17 protein-coding genes and 2 tRNA genes are annotated in these 14,180 nt (G+C 56.4%); 6 read left to right on the top strand and 13 right to left on the bottom strand.

Going from position 1 to position 14,180, the window contains the following annotated elements; translation table 11 throughout:
* Positions 1-14: 14 nt before the first annotated feature.
* Positions 15-617: a DUF998 domain-containing protein gene (locus MCP_RS10140; RefSeq protein ID WP_012900750.1), complete on the bottom strand. Its 603-nt coding sequence runs from the start codon at positions 615-617 to the stop codon at positions 15-17.
* Positions 618-728: 111 nt separating this feature from the next.
* Here MCP_RS10140 and MCP_RS10135 point away from each other — a divergent pair, with 111 nt between their 5' ends.
* Complete coding sequence (locus MCP_RS10135) at positions 729-1,652, top strand: prenyltransferase (RefSeq protein ID WP_012900749.1); 924 nt, start codon at positions 729-731, stop codon at positions 1,650-1,652.
* Here the strand turns inward: MCP_RS10135 and MCP_RS10130 are convergent.
* The 3 genes from MCP_RS10130 to MCP_RS10125 form a co-directional block, all read right to left on the bottom strand.
* A complete protein-coding gene (locus MCP_RS10130) occupies positions 1,640-2,143 on the bottom strand; it encodes an ester cyclase (protein ID WP_128860196.1) in 504 nt (167 codons plus the stop codon). The genes MCP_RS10135 and MCP_RS10130 overlap by 13 nt on opposite strands.
* Before the next feature lie 146 nt (positions 2,144-2,289).
* Positions 2,290-2,709, bottom strand: coding sequence for a hypothetical protein (locus MCP_RS15430; protein ID WP_128860027.1), 420 nt, complete (start codon positions 2,707-2,709; stop codon positions 2,290-2,292).
* Positions 2,710-2,742: 33 nt separating this feature from the next.
* Positions 2,743-3,045 carry an MTH865 family protein gene (locus MCP_RS10125; RefSeq protein WP_012900747.1) on the bottom strand — a complete coding sequence of 101 codons (303 nt, stop codon included), beginning with the start codon at positions 3,043-3,045 and terminating at the stop codon, positions 2,743-2,745.
* 109 nt (positions 3,046-3,154) lie between these two features.
* Here MCP_RS10125 and MCP_RS10120 point away from each other — a divergent pair, with 109 nt between their 5' ends.
* Positions 3,155-3,562 carry a PaaI family thioesterase gene (locus MCP_RS10120; RefSeq protein ID WP_012900746.1) on the top strand — a complete coding sequence of 136 codons (408 nt, stop codon included), beginning with the start codon at positions 3,155-3,157 and terminating at the stop codon, positions 3,560-3,562.
* A 69-nt stretch (positions 3,563-3,631) separates the two neighbouring features.
* Complete coding sequence (locus MCP_RS10115; RefSeq protein ID WP_012900745.1) at positions 3,632-3,958, top strand: hypothetical protein; 327 nt, start codon at positions 3,632-3,634, stop codon at positions 3,956-3,958.
* A 17-nt stretch (positions 3,959-3,975) separates the two neighbouring features.
* Here MCP_RS10115 and MCP_RS10110 read toward each other — a convergent pair whose 3' ends face one another.
* The 8 genes from MCP_RS10110 to MCP_RS10075 form a co-directional block, all read right to left on the bottom strand.
* Complete coding sequence (locus MCP_RS10110; RefSeq protein WP_012900744.1) at positions 3,976-4,191, bottom strand: hypothetical protein; 216 nt, start codon at positions 4,189-4,191, stop codon at positions 3,976-3,978.
* Between the two features lie 135 nt (positions 4,192-4,326).
* Positions 4,327-4,521 (bottom strand): DUF2795 domain-containing protein, encoded by a 195-nt coding sequence (locus MCP_RS10105; RefSeq protein ID WP_012900743.1) that lies wholly within the window; start codon positions 4,519-4,521, stop codon positions 4,327-4,329.
* A 14-nt stretch (positions 4,522-4,535) separates the two neighbouring features.
* Positions 4,536-4,781 carry a KGG domain-containing protein gene (locus tag MCP_RS10100; RefSeq protein ID WP_128567155.1) on the bottom strand — a complete coding sequence of 82 codons (246 nt, stop codon included), beginning with the start codon at positions 4,779-4,781 and terminating at the stop codon, positions 4,536-4,538.
* Between the two features lie 518 nt (positions 4,782-5,299).
* Entirely contained in the window at positions 5,300-5,605 is a 306-nt protein-coding gene (locus MCP_RS10095) for a KGG domain-containing protein (protein ID WP_012900741.1), read from the bottom strand.
* A gap of 485 nt (positions 5,606-6,090) precedes the next feature.
* Positions 6,091-6,163 (bottom strand) — tRNA-Asp (locus MCP_RS10090).
* Positions 6,164-6,244: 81 nt separating this feature from the next.
* Positions 6,245-6,336 (bottom strand) — tRNA-Tyr (locus tag MCP_RS10085).
* Positions 6,337-6,421: 85 nt separating this feature from the next.
* Positions 6,422-7,546: a sulfopyruvate decarboxylase subunit beta gene (gene comE / locus MCP_RS10080; RefSeq protein ID WP_012900739.1), complete on the bottom strand. Its 1,125-nt coding sequence runs from the start codon at positions 7,544-7,546 to the stop codon at positions 6,422-6,424.
* A complete protein-coding gene (locus MCP_RS10075) occupies positions 7,519-8,802 on the bottom strand; it encodes a cysteate synthase (protein WP_012900738.1) in 1,284 nt (427 codons plus the stop codon). The genes comE and MCP_RS10075 overlap by 28 nt, the downstream gene beginning before the upstream one ends.
* Before the next feature lie 189 nt (positions 8,803-8,991).
* Here MCP_RS10075 and MCP_RS10070 point away from each other — a divergent pair, with 189 nt between their 5' ends.
* From MCP_RS10070 to MCP_RS10060, 3 genes are read left to right on the top strand one after another with little or no spacing between them, the layout of a single operon-like run.
* The gene (locus MCP_RS10070) at positions 8,992-9,558 is read left to right on the top strand and encodes a 4Fe-4S dicluster domain-containing protein (RefSeq protein ID WP_012900737.1); all 567 of its coding nucleotides are present in this window, start codon (positions 8,992-8,994) and stop codon (positions 9,556-9,558) included.
* The gene (locus tag MCP_RS10065) at positions 9,551-10,453 is read left to right on the top strand and encodes a CoB--CoM heterodisulfide reductase iron-sulfur subunit B family protein (protein WP_012900736.1); all 903 of its coding nucleotides are present in this window, start codon (positions 9,551-9,553) and stop codon (positions 10,451-10,453) included. Before MCP_RS10070 ends, MCP_RS10065 begins: the two co-directional genes overlap by 8 nt.
* A complete protein-coding gene (locus tag MCP_RS10060; protein ID WP_012900735.1) occupies positions 10,450-12,810 on the top strand; it encodes an FAD-dependent oxidoreductase in 2,361 nt (786 codons plus the stop codon). The genes MCP_RS10065 and MCP_RS10060 overlap by 4 nt, the downstream gene beginning before the upstream one ends.
* On the opposite strand, the gene MCP_RS10055 is transcribed toward MCP_RS10060, so the two are convergent.
* Positions 12,798-14,156 (bottom strand): glycerate kinase type-2 family protein, encoded by a 1,359-nt coding sequence (locus tag MCP_RS10055; protein WP_012900734.1) that lies wholly within the window; start codon positions 14,154-14,156, stop codon positions 12,798-12,800. The two genes, MCP_RS10060 and MCP_RS10055, sit on opposite strands and share 13 nt — an antisense overlap.
* Positions 14,157-14,180: the final 24 nt, after the last annotated feature.

The following is a 14,180-nucleotide window of genomic DNA, read 5'->3' as shown; positions in this document are numbered from 1 at the left end:
TATATTTTTTGGCCCTACTGCTCTAACTCGCGCATGTTATAGGCGAGCATGCCAACCCAGGCCAGGGCACCGAAGACGGAAAGCCACTCCCATATCGGAGCGTGTTCATACACGACAAACGTGAGCGCCAGGATCACATCGATCAAGACAGCAATGATGGCATAATAGCCGATCCATCGCTTATACGCTGGATGTTTCCACAGCGAAATATTCGTGAATACCAGAAAGAGCCCCAGGAGCAGGAAAAATGCGATCGACAGCATCGTATGGTATGCAGTATTCTCGTCGAAGGCCCCGATGAGCATAAGCGTAAAGGCCGACAGCGCCCCCAGCGCCCGGCCTGCCTCGAACAGGAGCTTCCTTTCCTGTACGCGCCATGCGCCCATGCCCGAAACAAGGAACAACGTACAGGCGCCAGCGAGGATACAGCCCACGTTAAAATAAATATAGCCGGCCGGGTTCTTCTTCATCGTGCCCAGGTCGCTCAGCCAGTTGTCCATGGGCGAGAACGCCCCGGGGTACCTGACGGCGGACGCCAGCGTGAAGATACAGAATAGCAGTATGACAAGTAAGCCGCCTATTGTCGCAAGGGGCATGTTCTTTGTTCCAGTAGCCATACGATAGCGCTCATCATATGATTAGTCGCGGGCGCATCATAAGCGTTTGCCATTACCGCCCGGCTTTTAAAAGGCCTACTAATTTAACCCTGCTTGCGAAGGTTTTACTATATGGCAGGCTTCGAGAGGATCAAAAAAATACTGGCCCTCGGAAGGCTCCGGTTTCTTTCCATCGGCATGGCCCTGTACGCGGCAGGGTCTCTGCTTGCCCTCCTATCGGGCGCACGCTTCGACGCCGCCCGTATCGCTTTCGGCTACATCATATTATTCCTCGGGCACCTGTCAGTCCATTACAGCAATGACTATTTTGACTTTCACGCGGACCGCCTGAACCAGAGCAGCGCGACGTCGGGCGGCAGCGGCGTGCTGGCGAACGACCCGGGCCTGCTGCGATTTGCGGGGCAGTTCGGCCTGGTGCTGGCCATACTATCGATCGTGGGGGCGGCCTGTTTTACGGCCGCCTACGCGCTGCCCCTTTCCTATTTCGGCTTCGCTTTACTGGGGAATATGATAAGCTGGTACTACACGGCCCCGCCGCTCCGTATGGCATACAGGCCATGGGGCGCGCTGGCCTCGGCCTTCTCCGTAGGCTTCCTGATGCCGGCCATCGGCGACTTTTCTACTCTCGGCCATTTTTCGCCACTTTTCGTCATTTTCATCATACCTTTGTTCTTGCAGGCCGTGGCGTTCATCATCAGTGTCCAGATACCCGACATGGAAGCCGACCGCCTTGCTGTCAAGCGGACCTTTGTGGCACTCTACGGGCGGAAGGCAGGATTTTTAGCGATGTCGATATCGTTCGCTGCCGCGGCCGCATACTATGCGGCCGCATCGCTGGCCACAAATGCTATCGTCCTGAAGATGGCTACCATAATATCGCTGCTGCCTCTGGCCCTGGCACTCTACAGCTACTTCAGGAACGACGGAAAAAAAGAACGCTCTATTGCGCTCGTGAAGTATAACGTGATCTGCTACGTGGCATCGGCCCTGCTGCTGGACGTCGCCCTGGCGCTACTTTATGCCTATATGTTATAGTCTTCCCAGCCGGGGAAATACCCCTTCTCTTGTGGACCTTTTTTAAGGGTCGAAACAATTTGGGCCACGCCCAGCTGAATGGACATGCCCAGCGAGTCGTACTGCTCCCATCCTTCGACGATCTTGCCCTCCCTTACTGCCATTATCGTGATCACATCGACTTTAACCTCCTGTCCCTTGGCCGGAATGCCGGGCAGGTCGCCCTCCATTATGCCATACATGGTAAGCCGCGTCACGACCCTGTCCTTTTCCGCGATCTGGTCCTCAATGGCGACCCTCATGTGGGGGAAAGCCCGGGATAGCGTCAGAATGTGTTCCCTGTACTCCTCATAGCTCATTTTCCCTTCCGACACTTCGGGCGTGTAGTGCACGTATGACGGGTCGAACATGTCATCGATCGCGTCCAGCCTTGAGTTGTTATAATAATCCTCGTAGAAGCGCCGCACAAGCGCTTTATTCTCGCTTTCTACGCTCATCTTCTCCTGATACATGGTCGTCACACTATACCGAATTCATGCCATTTGAAATAGGTTTATGGCGTCACTGCGCGGAATGGCGTACGCCGGGGCGTGCTTATTTACGGTTAAACGTCGGGGCACCGATTTTTTAACGCTGAATGGTTTTTATTAACAGCATTTTATAAATATATGCCCGCCGGATAATGCATCGTGGGAGTTAGTATGGACCGTAAAGCCCTTGCCGTTGTCATTATTTTTCTTTCGTCGCTCGTCGTGCTTTTGCTCTTGAATTTTAATTCGCCCTCTTCGGCCCCTGACATATCGTCATCGCATCCTGCCCGAGGCGCAACAATTCGACCAACGCAGGTCGCAACCCTCTCTGCGAAGATCAATACCAGTGACGTAAGCATACCGGTAAATGCTACGGCGTCTCCTACCACGGAGCCCGTTGCAGAAGTGGCATATCCTCCAGCGCAAGAACAGGCTCCTGAGCCATCTCCAGAGCCAACGGAGAGCGTAGCGATGCAGCCATGGCAGGCGATGCCCGCCTGGTCGCCGATGCCGAAGGCTTCGCCTCTGGGGTGGTCCGATACGCTCATGAAAACGGGATAGATACCAGAATTAAAAATAGGTTAAATGAAGCACCTGGTCGTCAGGATCGCCGCAACGTCACCGGCATTCTTAAGCGGGAAGTCGGAGTCGTTGAGGCGCGATATCAGGTCGAACATGGTCATGGTCTTACCCTTATAGCTGCAGCCCATGGGGGTCGGCTTCGGGAATACCTTGAGCAGCTCGGCCTTGTTTTTTATGGGGAACTTGATACCCGCGCCCTCCATCTGCGAAACGATGGTGACCTTCATCATTTCCAGTTCCTTGATCCCGGAGCCGCCGGGAGCCTGCGCGAACTCGCTGTAGTTGGGCTTCTCAATGGTCATAATATCACTATTTTAAACATAAGCGGTCGGGTTTAAAGCCTTTCCGGGAAGCAAATACGATAAATTGATATATGTTAGCATATATCAAAGTGCTCATAGAGTGGATACGATGAACGCCGAAGACCTGAAACGTTTCTTTGACAGGGATAAGTTCGCTGAATACAACGGCATCAAGCTGCTGGAGGCGGCGGACGGCCATGCCCGGTCGTCCATGCCCGTGACCCCGCAGCACCTCAACGGCCTTGGCATCGTCCACGGCGGAGCACTATTTGCGCTCGCCGACTTCACGTTCGCCGCGGCCTCCAACTCACGGGGCAACGTGGCCGTCGCCATCAATGCCAACATATCCTACATGAAAGCCGTGTCCTCGGGCCTGCTGTTCGCCGATGCGCGCGAGATATCCGTCAACCCGAAGATCGGCACCTACACCATTGACGTTACGAACGAGGCCGGAGACCTGCTCGCCGTTTTCCAGGGAATGGTATACCGGAAGAAAGAAAAAGTGGAAGACCTTTAGCCGGAGAAGGCGCCTTTTTTCCGAAGACGGCTCATAAAGAATATATGCAGGCAGCGGGCCATAGCGTACATGATGAAAAAGATGACCGTGAAGCTCACCGGCGAGGAGCTGAACGAGCGCCTTGACCGGCAGATGCTGCTCATCGAGCGCATAGCCATCATGCTGGATGATGCCAGGCTGGACGTGAACGACGAGATGGCCCTCGACGGGGAAAGCATGCACAAGCTGGTCGAGATGCTGTCCGCCTACGACGCCTTCCTTGAGCATTTCCGGAACACTACCGAGGACACAGTCGCCGCAATTAAGCAGATAACGACCGTCCCTGGCCACAAGGACTGTACCTGCGAGGAAGAGCGGGATATGGACCTCGACGTGGACGAAGAGAACGGCGAATAAAATATTAAAAAAGCTAACTACTTCTGTTCCTTATTATCGATGATCTTCACCCTTGACTCCAGGGCTCCCGCTGAGCCCGAGCAGATAGAGGCGAACACCTTCGACAGGGGTATAGCACAGGACTTGCAGACCGCCTTACCGTCGAAATCGAGCCGGCAATCCTTGCAGATCATCTCTCCGCAAATGCTGCACTTACCGACCGCATCGGAATCCGTGTGGACATGGCACTTCATGGACATACCTCATATTTGTTTTATGATTTACGAACAATCTTTAATTATCATTAACCTTCATTAGCTTAAATACATTCCGCCATGGGCCTATAACTAATTAAAATTAAAAGTGCAGGGGGCGTATCCCCGCATTATCTAGTGCTTCATCTGGCCGACCGCATGCCAGACGCCGGCCATGCTGTCGTATTCCTCGTCCGGGATATGCTTCAGCGTGTCGAGGACATCATCGGGAGCGCTGTTCTTTTTCGCGTACTCGACACATTTTCCCTTGTCCGCGGGGAAATGGATGCCCTTCAATGATTTTGAGACCTTCGCGATGATAGATGCCATATGTACCTCCGGGGCTATCGCCCTTTTTCTTCTTCCTTGCCTTCTGCCTTCTCGATCAGTTCCTTTACTTTCTGTCCGCCCTTGTGGCCTATCTGCTGATAAAATTCCTTACCGTGCGTCTCGGAAGTCTTTTCGCCGCCCTTGTGCCCGATCTCCTCGTAGAACTCCCGGCCGTGGGTCTCGGCGGTCCTCTCGCCGCCCTTGTGCCCCGCCTCCTCGACCGTCATCTTCCCTTTCTCCTGTTCCCTTCGCTCAGCCATGCTTAACACCCGGATGAAAAATCATGCTGTATTTTGATTAATATATCTGTGGAAATCGGGGATAAACGTGTACAATTTTTTCATTTTTACCATGAGCGGGCCTACCTTGCGCCGGCATTACTCAGGGGTGATGTAGGCTGATTTTTAGGGGGCTATCCGAAGGGCATCTTGCCCCTGGATCATATCCGTATGGCCTTGTAGAGGCACCACAGCACCGCCAGTAGTCCGAATCCCATTATGAGGAACAGTATCGTCGGGTCGGCAGCGGCTTGCATCAGGTGCTCCACCGGGATGGGCGTAAGGCTGCAGGAAAATAGGGCATATCATCGTGGGCCTTACGCTCATTCCAGAATATTTATCGAATGGTCAATAAGAAATTATTGTTCTATCTATTAATAAATTTTGTACAAAAATCAAGTCAAATGAATTAAAATTATATGATAAATGCCTTTTTTAGAACAATATTATTTGTTGATCGGGGGCAGCATTGTTATCGGCTTCCCCCGAGCTTTAGCCCTCTATTTCTTTTCCTCAGATTCTTCTCCCTTTTTTATAAGCTCCTTGACCTTCTGGCCTCCCTTGTGCCCGATCTCCTCATAAAATTCCTTGCCATGGGTCCTGGCCGTCTCTTCTCCTCCTTTCTGTCCCCCTTTCTCGCCGATCTCCTTGTAGAACTCGTGCCCGTGTGTCTTTGCCGTCTCTTCTCCGCCCTTGTGCCCTATTTCCTCGTAAAATTCCTTGCCGTGTGTCTCTGCGGTCTTCTCGCCGCCCTTATGTCCGGCCTCTTTGACGGACATTTTTCCCTTCTCTTCTTTCTCTGCCATTTTCCATCACCATTTTAACGCTGCTCACGCGTCCTCATAAGTTTGGGGATTATATTTAGCAATGTATTTAATGAAAGGTATTTTTTACAGTTCCGTTACTTGCCCGGCAGCATTAGCATTTGGCGATTAGAAGATTTAAGGTTGAAAATATCAACGAACTTATTACAACGTCAGTCCGCGGTCGTCGAGGCGTTCCGGGCATCAGTCGGCCATCAGGCCGATGCTTCGCCGCGCGGAGCGCTCGTGCATAATGGCGGGGTAATGAGCGTTTTTTCCGAAGGATAAAACGCTGCTTTTGGCTGATGCCAATTCGAGCAGGGCTTGCGAGCGAAGCATGCCCGAAGGGCCATGCGAAGCGGGGTGCAAGCCCGGCCCCGACATCGGAGCATCCGGAACGCCGAGTAGCCCCGCAACAGCGGGGCGTCGACCCGCGAAGAGAAAGATTACTACACGAAAGACCATCAGTTAAACATTAAAAGAAAAAGCGCTCGGATCGGGATTTGAACCCGAGTCGGAGCCTCGACAGGGCCCCATGATAGGCCTCTACACTATCCGAGCTTTTTACAAAACGGGGTTTACACATATCCTCGATTGAATTTATAGTTTTCCGTTTGCCATGCTCAAGGCAAAGGGGAAATGTCCCGCCTCCCGAATTCGAATCGGGGACCTGTCGGTTTCCGCAGTCGTAAGGTCTACAGCCGACCGCTCTAACCAGGCTGAGCTAAGGCGGGTTTTTGCGTATCAACCGAGGATACGAGACATCACATGGACTTCCACGTACTTAAAAGTTTCGGGCTTCGCTAAGCCGGCATCGGTTCAGCGCGTGACCGCCCCCATAAACCGCTCCTTGATCTCTACCGGTGTCAAAGGAATATTCGGCACGTCGGCGTTCTTCGCCTCGATGATCGCGTGGATGAACCGGGGCCCTTTCCCCCTTTTCTCCAGCGCCTCAAGCAGCTCTCCGGGTGTAGATGCCTTCGCCGTGTTCTCGATGCCGAACGCCTTCGCCAGAAGCTCGAGGTCCATGCTCTCCGAATAGGTCTTCTGGTTGCCAGTGGAGCCGTGGGCGCTGTTATCGAAGCAAATGATGGTGAGGTTCTCGGGCTTTTCCTGGGCGACGCTCGCCAGCACGTTCGGGTTCATTAAAATACTGCCGTCGCCGTCCAGCGTGATGACCTCCCGGCTCAGGCCCATGGCCAGGCCCTGGCCGATAGCGGAAACAAGGCCCAGGCTGCCCGTCATGTAGAAGTTCGTGTCCTGGTCGTGGGCGGCATAGAGCTCCTTGCTCGGGATGCCGATGTTGGAGACCACGACTTTGCCGCTAAGGTATGAAGTGATGCCCTTGATCATGTCGTAGCGGGTATGCGTGGCCTTCGGGACAACGGTGTGGCACTCCATATCAAAACGCCTTTCCCGGGGCGTGAAGTCCGGGTTCCAGTGCCTCTCCGTCGAGATCTCCCACAGCCTGGGCGATAAGAGTATCACGGTCGGCAAGTTCGACTTGAACGAGGCGATGATGGCCTTCTTGATCAGGTCGAGCTCGCCCATGGCGCCGATCTCGATGTGCTGTATGTCAGAGGCTTCAAGTATGGCGGGCAGGCACTTGCCGAAGGCCGTCTGGGCATAGATGGCTTCCTTATAGTAGCCCCTCCAGCTGGCCAGGATGGGCAGGGGTATCTCATAAGTCCTGTTCAGCGATGAGAGCACGTTCAGCGAGTTGCCTATTCCCGTGCTCTGGATAATGAGGGCCGGCCTTTTGCCGGCCATGGAAAGCCCGGCCGCGATACCGATGCCGTTCTCCTCCCTGGTCAGGGGGATCTCCTTAAAGTTCGAGGGGACCATCGCCAGTAAATTCTTTATTTTATCGCACGGCAGCGTCAGCACTGTGTCGATGCCGGAGGACTTCATGATGTCTATGACTTCTTGCTCAACGTTTGCCATTGTATCGCCTTCGTGATGTTCTCGAGAGGCACTTCGGGCCCCTCTACATTGAGGCAGGGCTTCACCATGCTCATGCTCACTTCTTTTCGGAGCCTCTCCAGCCCGCCTCCGGTTATATTCAAAAGCACCGTGCGCTTTTTTTCCAGCCCCCTGTCGCACGCCTGCAGCAGGGCAGCGACGGCAACGGCCGCAGGCGGAAGGATATCGATGCCCTCTGCTTTTTCGAATATGCGCTTAGCGCGTATCGCCTCGTCGTTCGTTACGGCGTACATGTCGCCCTGCGTGTCGATGAGCGCGTCGTAGACGCCACCAGTGACCCCGTAAGGCGGGTTGCGGTTCGACAGGATGTCGGTGTACATCGCCTCTATCTGCTTTTTGGCTTCGGGCATGTCCAGTTCAGGTATGATGTCCCTGCGCCCTGCTTTCCACGCGTAATACATCGGGGCGAACGGCAGGTTCTGCGCTAAATGCAGTTTGGGCAGGCGGTCCCCGAAGCGGCCGTCATCCCTCAGGCGTAGTGCCGCCTCCCACGCGGCGATGCCGCCCGTGCCGCTCCCGATAGCCTGGAAATAGTCGTCGGGCATCCTTTTCATGGTAACTGCCGCGTCCAGCATGGTCACGCCCATGCCGTCCCGGCGGGCCACGTTTCGGGCCCCGCCCTCGGGCATGACCCCCTCGATACCGGCGATGCGCTCCGACAGGCGGATGGCGTCCGAGTAATCGTTGCCCTCTTCCATGGTGATGAGCTTGATCGAGTCGCCCGGCTCCCGCCCGGGTATCCATAGATTGTGGGCGCTCTTCCGGGGCACGACGATGACCACGGGAAAGCCGGTCAGCGTCGAGAGGTAGGCGAACGCCCTGGCCGTGTTGCCGACCGAGGCAAGGACCATCGCCCGGCCCCCGTGCTCCCTTGCCCTCACGATGGTAGGCGGCGCCTCGAGCTCCTTAAAGCTGCACGTATCCATCCGGGCCCCCATTTCGGGCCAGTAACCGTTAAAAGAAATATACAGTTCCTTCAGGCCGAGCTCCTTCGAGAGGCCCTGGCTTTTGAAAGTTACGGGCGCTCCGGGCGTATCCAGGTGGCCCCTGGTCGGCAGCCAGTCATAATATCGCCACATCCCTGGCAGATCGCGCGGCGAGATCTGTCTTGCCGTATATCGAGCGCGTATAAGGCCTGCCCCGCATTCGCAACGTAGCGTATAATTATCAGGTATCGTGTGCCTGCAGCCGGCGCATTCCAGCGTATAAGTTCCCATGGGTACCCCTTTGTATAACTGTAGATTTCGCCTTTAACATATTATAAATTTTCGTATTTTTTAACTTTTCAGTTTACAAGTAGGCATTTTAATTTATTAATTATCCTAATGAGGAAACAATTATATCCTTTAAGGAAAAGATAATAAAGGGCGAGTCTATAATATTGAATTAGGAGGGGCCCGGGCAATATGAGGATCACATTAAAAGAACCTCGACAGGCAATAAAGGATGTAAGGCTCGACAGCACTAGCGGCTATGAGAAATGCATGCAGTGCGGCCGCTGCACGGCAAGCTGCCCCGCCGCCTTCACGTATGACGATTATCGTCCCCGCGATATCATGCGGGACCTGCAGTTAGGGAACCGTGACTCTTTAACAAGTATTTTATGGCGATGCGGCCAGTGCTATTCCTGCGCCGCCCGCTGCCCTCGTAATAACAGCGTCGGCGCCGGGATACTGGCGCTCCGGGAGGCGGCCCTTGCATCGGGCAAGGCCCCCGCATCTGTTAAGAACATGGCCGCAGTCATCCGGAAAAACCTCTATGATCGAGGCGAGACTTTCCTGCCCAAAGATCTTACGTTCCTTGGCGAGTTCGGCCCTCGTACAGTAAGCCGCTGTAAGGACAATCCGGATAAGCGAGAACGGCTCGGCTTTGACCGGGACGATGCACGGGCCCGACCCATCCCGGAACATGCGATGGGCGAGATCCGGGCGCTCCTTGACATGACCTGGCCGGGAGGCAAGCGCCATGATTAGCGCAGCCATACCACAGGATCAATATTACCTCTTCAAGAGCTGTATCATGTGCTCGATGTACCCGGGCATAGAAAAGTCCATCCGCTTCGTGCTCGACCGCATCGGCGCCGGCTATACCGACGACCCGGAACACTCCTCGTGTACCGGGTTCGGGTACCACGCGGGCGTCGTGCCCCTGCGGGCCAACCTGGCCCTGAACGCCCGCAACTTTTCCCTGGCTTCAGGCCGGAGCATCGTCTGCACGTGCCCCACGTCTTACGGTAACCTGAAAGAATGCAAGGAGATATTATCGAAGGACAGCGACCAGGCGGAATACGTGGCCGGGGCCATGGAAAAGATCGGCAGGAAGATGGACCTCAGCCCCAGTATCCACCACATATCCGACGTCTTCCTGGCGAAGCTGGACGACATTACCGCAAAGGCACTTTACCGCTTCGACGGCATCAGTGCCGTCACCCACCACGGCTGCCATTACTCAAAAATATTCTACCGGGACGTGGCCTCTGGGACCCACGAAAAGCCCGAAGTGCTCGACGATATCGCGAAGGCGCTCGGGTGCAGCGTGGCCGACTATGGCGAACGCTCGCTCTGCTGCGGCATGGGATTCCACTATACCATGCTCGACCGGGAGTATCCCAGGTCAATACTGAAGCGCAAGTTCGCCTCCATACAGGAAGCCTCCCCGGACGTCATCATCACCCAGTGCCCCGGCTGTACTTTTAATCTGGACTACTACCAGGAAACCGTCAGCCCGCTGGACATACCCGTCCTGTACTTCTCGGAGCTTGTCGCACTTGCCCTTGGCGCCGACCCGTATGACATCGGCCTGGACATGCACGCCGTGCCGGTTGAGCCGCTGCTCGAAAAGCTCGGCATTGGGGGAGGCAGGCAATGAGGCCGGCAACGGGCGTCTTCATCTGCCATTGCGGCGATAACATCGCCGGCGCCGTCGATATCGGGCGCCTGAAAAGGGCCGCCCGCGCCGAAGGCGCCGAATGCGTGGAAGACTACCCTTACCTTTGCTCGGCCGAAGGCCAGGCGCTCATCAAAGGCCGTATCCGTGAGATGGGCCTTGAGCGCGTCGTTATCGCCTCCTGCTCCCCCATCGTGCACGAGCGCACGTTCCGGGACTGCGTGAAGGACGCGGGGCTGAGCCCGTATTTACTCGATATCGCCAACATCCGGGAGCAGTGCGCCTGGGTGCCATCGGAAGACCCGACGGCACGGGCCATCGACCAGGTACGCTCTTCGATATATGGAATACGCGAGGCCCGGCCGCTTGATAACATCACGATCACCTCTGAGAAGAGCGTCATCGTCGTAGGAGGGGGCATCGCCGGCATGACCTCCGCGCTGGCACTGGCAAAACAGGGCATCGAAGTACATCTCATCGAGGCCAGCCCGACCATCGGGGGGAACATGGTCAAGATAGGCAAGGTCTTCTCCCCCGACCGGCTCACCGAAGAGTGCGCCATGTGCTCGCTTGCCCCCATCATGAGCGAAGTCGCGAGGAACAAGCGCATTCATATTAGAACGCTTTCGAGGATCGCCAGCATCAAAGGGCACGCGGGCGACCTTACGGTCACCTTAGCGTCGGAGCCCCGGCACATCGATCCTAAGAAGTGCATGTCCTGCGGCAAGTGCGCACAGGCATGCCCCGTTACAGTCAAAGATGAATGGAACGCCATGCTGTCGAAACGGAAGGCCGCGTACAGGCCCTTCCCCCAGGCGGTCCCCTCCTCTTATACCATTGACGATAAGGCTTGCAAGAAATGCGGGAGCTGCGTGAAGGCATGCGGCGCCGGGGCCATCGACCTGAGTGCCGAAGGCACGGTCGAGACGCTCCACGCCGGCGCGGTCATCGTGGCCACGGGACATAGGGAGATGGACCCCACGGCGAAGTACGAGTTCGGCTACGGCAAATACGAAGGCGTCTACACGCAGACGGAGCTGGCACGGCTGCTGGCCGTCAACGGCCCGACATCGGGCAGGCTGGAAGACCCTGCCACGGGTATGGCCCCGAGGCGCATTGTCATGGTGCAGTGCGTGGGCTCCCGGGACGAAAAGCCCGGCTCTATTCCTTATTGCTCGAAGATATGCTGCATGGTCGCGCTCAAGCACGCCAGCTACATCCGCGACCACTTCCCCGGCACCGAGGTATACATCTGCTATACCGATATTCGGGCGCCAGGCTCTTATGAGAATTATTACCGGGAGGTACAGAAGAAAGGCGTTAAGTTCATACGCGGCCGTGTGGCCGAGGTGCAGCGCGAAGGCCCGCTTGTCGTCAAAGTCGAGGATACGCTGGGCGGCGGACCCATGGAGCTGGAGACGGACATGGTCGTTCTCTCCTGTGCCCTCGAGCCCTCATCGGGCACGATGCAAACGGCGAAGGCCCTGGGCATCGGCCTGACGCCCGAACTGTTCGTTAAGGAAAAGCACCCCAAGCTCGACCCCTCCTCCACGACTTCGAGGGGGATCTTCGTCTGCGGCACGGCGGCGGGCGCAAAGGACATCACCGACTCCATCCTGCAGGCCCGTGCGGCCGCCTCGAAGGCCGCCGAGCTGGTCAACGCCCCGATCGATATCGAGCCAAAGTACGCGGTCATCGATCACGAGAAGTGTACCTCATGTGGCGCCTGCGTTAAACTCTGCCCCTACGGGGCCGCCTACACGAACGGCCGGATAACGATCGACCCCTTATCCTGTATCGGCCTGGGCGGCTGCATATTGCGCTGCCCGGAACACGCCATATCGCTTCCCTCGTGCAGCGACGAAGCGCTTTACGCCCGCATCGACGGCATGCTCGCCTCCGGTCCCAGGATGATCGCGTTCCTGGACGAGAACATCGCTTACGTGGCGGCTGACAATGCCGGCGTTAACCGAGTCGCCTGCCCCTCATCGGTCCGCATTATTCGTTTGCCCTCTATCATGCGCCTCGAGCCAAAACACCTCATATATGCGCTAAATAACGGCGCCTCCGGCGTATTCCTGGCCGACGGCACGACGAACTCCCCGGAGGGGGCAGTTAAAGCGAATGTCGCAAAGCGTGTCGAGGAGCTTAAAAAGGCGCTCGCCGAGGGGGGCATCGACCCCGGCCGGGTCTTCTACTATGAGGCGTACCTGCCCCATTACCGCGGGCTGGCGGCCAGGATGGAGCGGTTCGAGGCCGCATTAAATAATAAAGATATCATCATGCCCGGGCAGGCCGAAGGATGCCTGGATGAGATGCACGAAGCTCAATCCCTGTAAACGAGAATAAGCCTCAGGTCGCTCACGTTCGTGCCGGTAGGCCCTGTGAAGATAAGATCTCCGAGAGATCTAAAAAAATCATACGAGGAATTTTCTTTTAATGCATCGGCTATAAAAAGCCCCCCTTTCTTCGCCCTTTCCAGCGTTGTACCGTCGGCTATGGCCCCGCATGCATCTGTTACCCCATCGATGCCATCGGTATCGGCAGAAACGATCGTGGCCCCGGGCGTATAGTTCTGTAAAAATCCCAGCACCAGCTCCTGGTTACGGCCCCCCTTGCCGCTGCCCCGGATAGTCACCGTGGTCTCCCCGCCCGAAATGATGGCGGCCGGAGGCTCCACAGGATTTCCGGACTTCAGGCACTCCTTCGCTATGCCCGACAATACCAATCCGACCTCCCGGCTTTCGCCGATGATGCACGAGCCCAGGATGAGCGGCCGGTAATGGAGCTCGAATGCCTTTTTTGCCGCCGCCTCCAGCGCGATGATGTTGCCGGCCACGACCACGTTGTTGACCCGCTCGAAGATCGGGTCCCCTGGCTTTGGCGTTTCTGGTATCTCGCCCCTTACGCCATTCTCCAGGCGGACTTTGATGCTTGCCGGCGTATTATCATAGATGTCGTATTTCTCGAGGACCGCCAGGGCCTCGGCATACGTAGTTGCGTCCGGCGCGGTGGGGCCCGAAGAGATAAAGCTGATGTCGTCGCCCACGACGTCGGACACGATGAGGCTGATGACCGCGGCCCCGCCCGTATACTTCAGGAACCGGCCGCCCTTTATCGCCGATACGTGCTTCCGGACGGCGTTCATCTCGGCAATGCGGGCACCGCTCTTCAATAGCAGGTCCGTAAGCCCGATACAGTCCTCCAGGCTGATGCCCTCAGCCGGAAAAGGCAATAGCGCCGAGCCACCGCCCGAAATGAAAAAAACCACCAGGTCGCCGGGGCCGCCACGGGCCAGCATGTCCAGCATTTCTTTCACGCCGCGCACGCCGTCCTCTGTCGGCAGCGGGTGGCCGGCGTGGTTGACCTTTATAGTGCGGGTTTTTACTTCGACGCCATAGCGGTCGTTCACTATGCCCGCTGTGATGCGCCCGTCCAGTATCTTTTCAAGCGCCACGGCCATGGTGCCCGATGCTTTGCCGCCGCCTGCCACGTAAATATTCCTGTACCCGGAAATGTCATATCGCCGGCCCCCGACATCGAGCACATTACGTTCGAGGCGAACGGAGTTACGGATGACGTTTTCGGGCATCACCGCCTCGATGCCCGCCTTCAGGATGTCAAGGGCGTCGGCCCTCCGCCTGTCGCCCCGGATAACGCCTTCGGCGTTCTTTATCTTCATCATCAGGAGATTTATACGACGGGCCAT

The organism is Methanocella paludicola SANAE (assembly GCF_000011005.1).
In the GTDB taxonomy this organism is placed as follows: domain Archaea; phylum Halobacteriota; class Methanocellia; order Methanocellales; family Methanocellaceae; genus Methanocella; species Methanocella paludicola.
The sequence above is the reverse complement of the archived record's forward strand: the minus strand, read 5'-3'. Positions and strand labels throughout refer to the sequence as shown.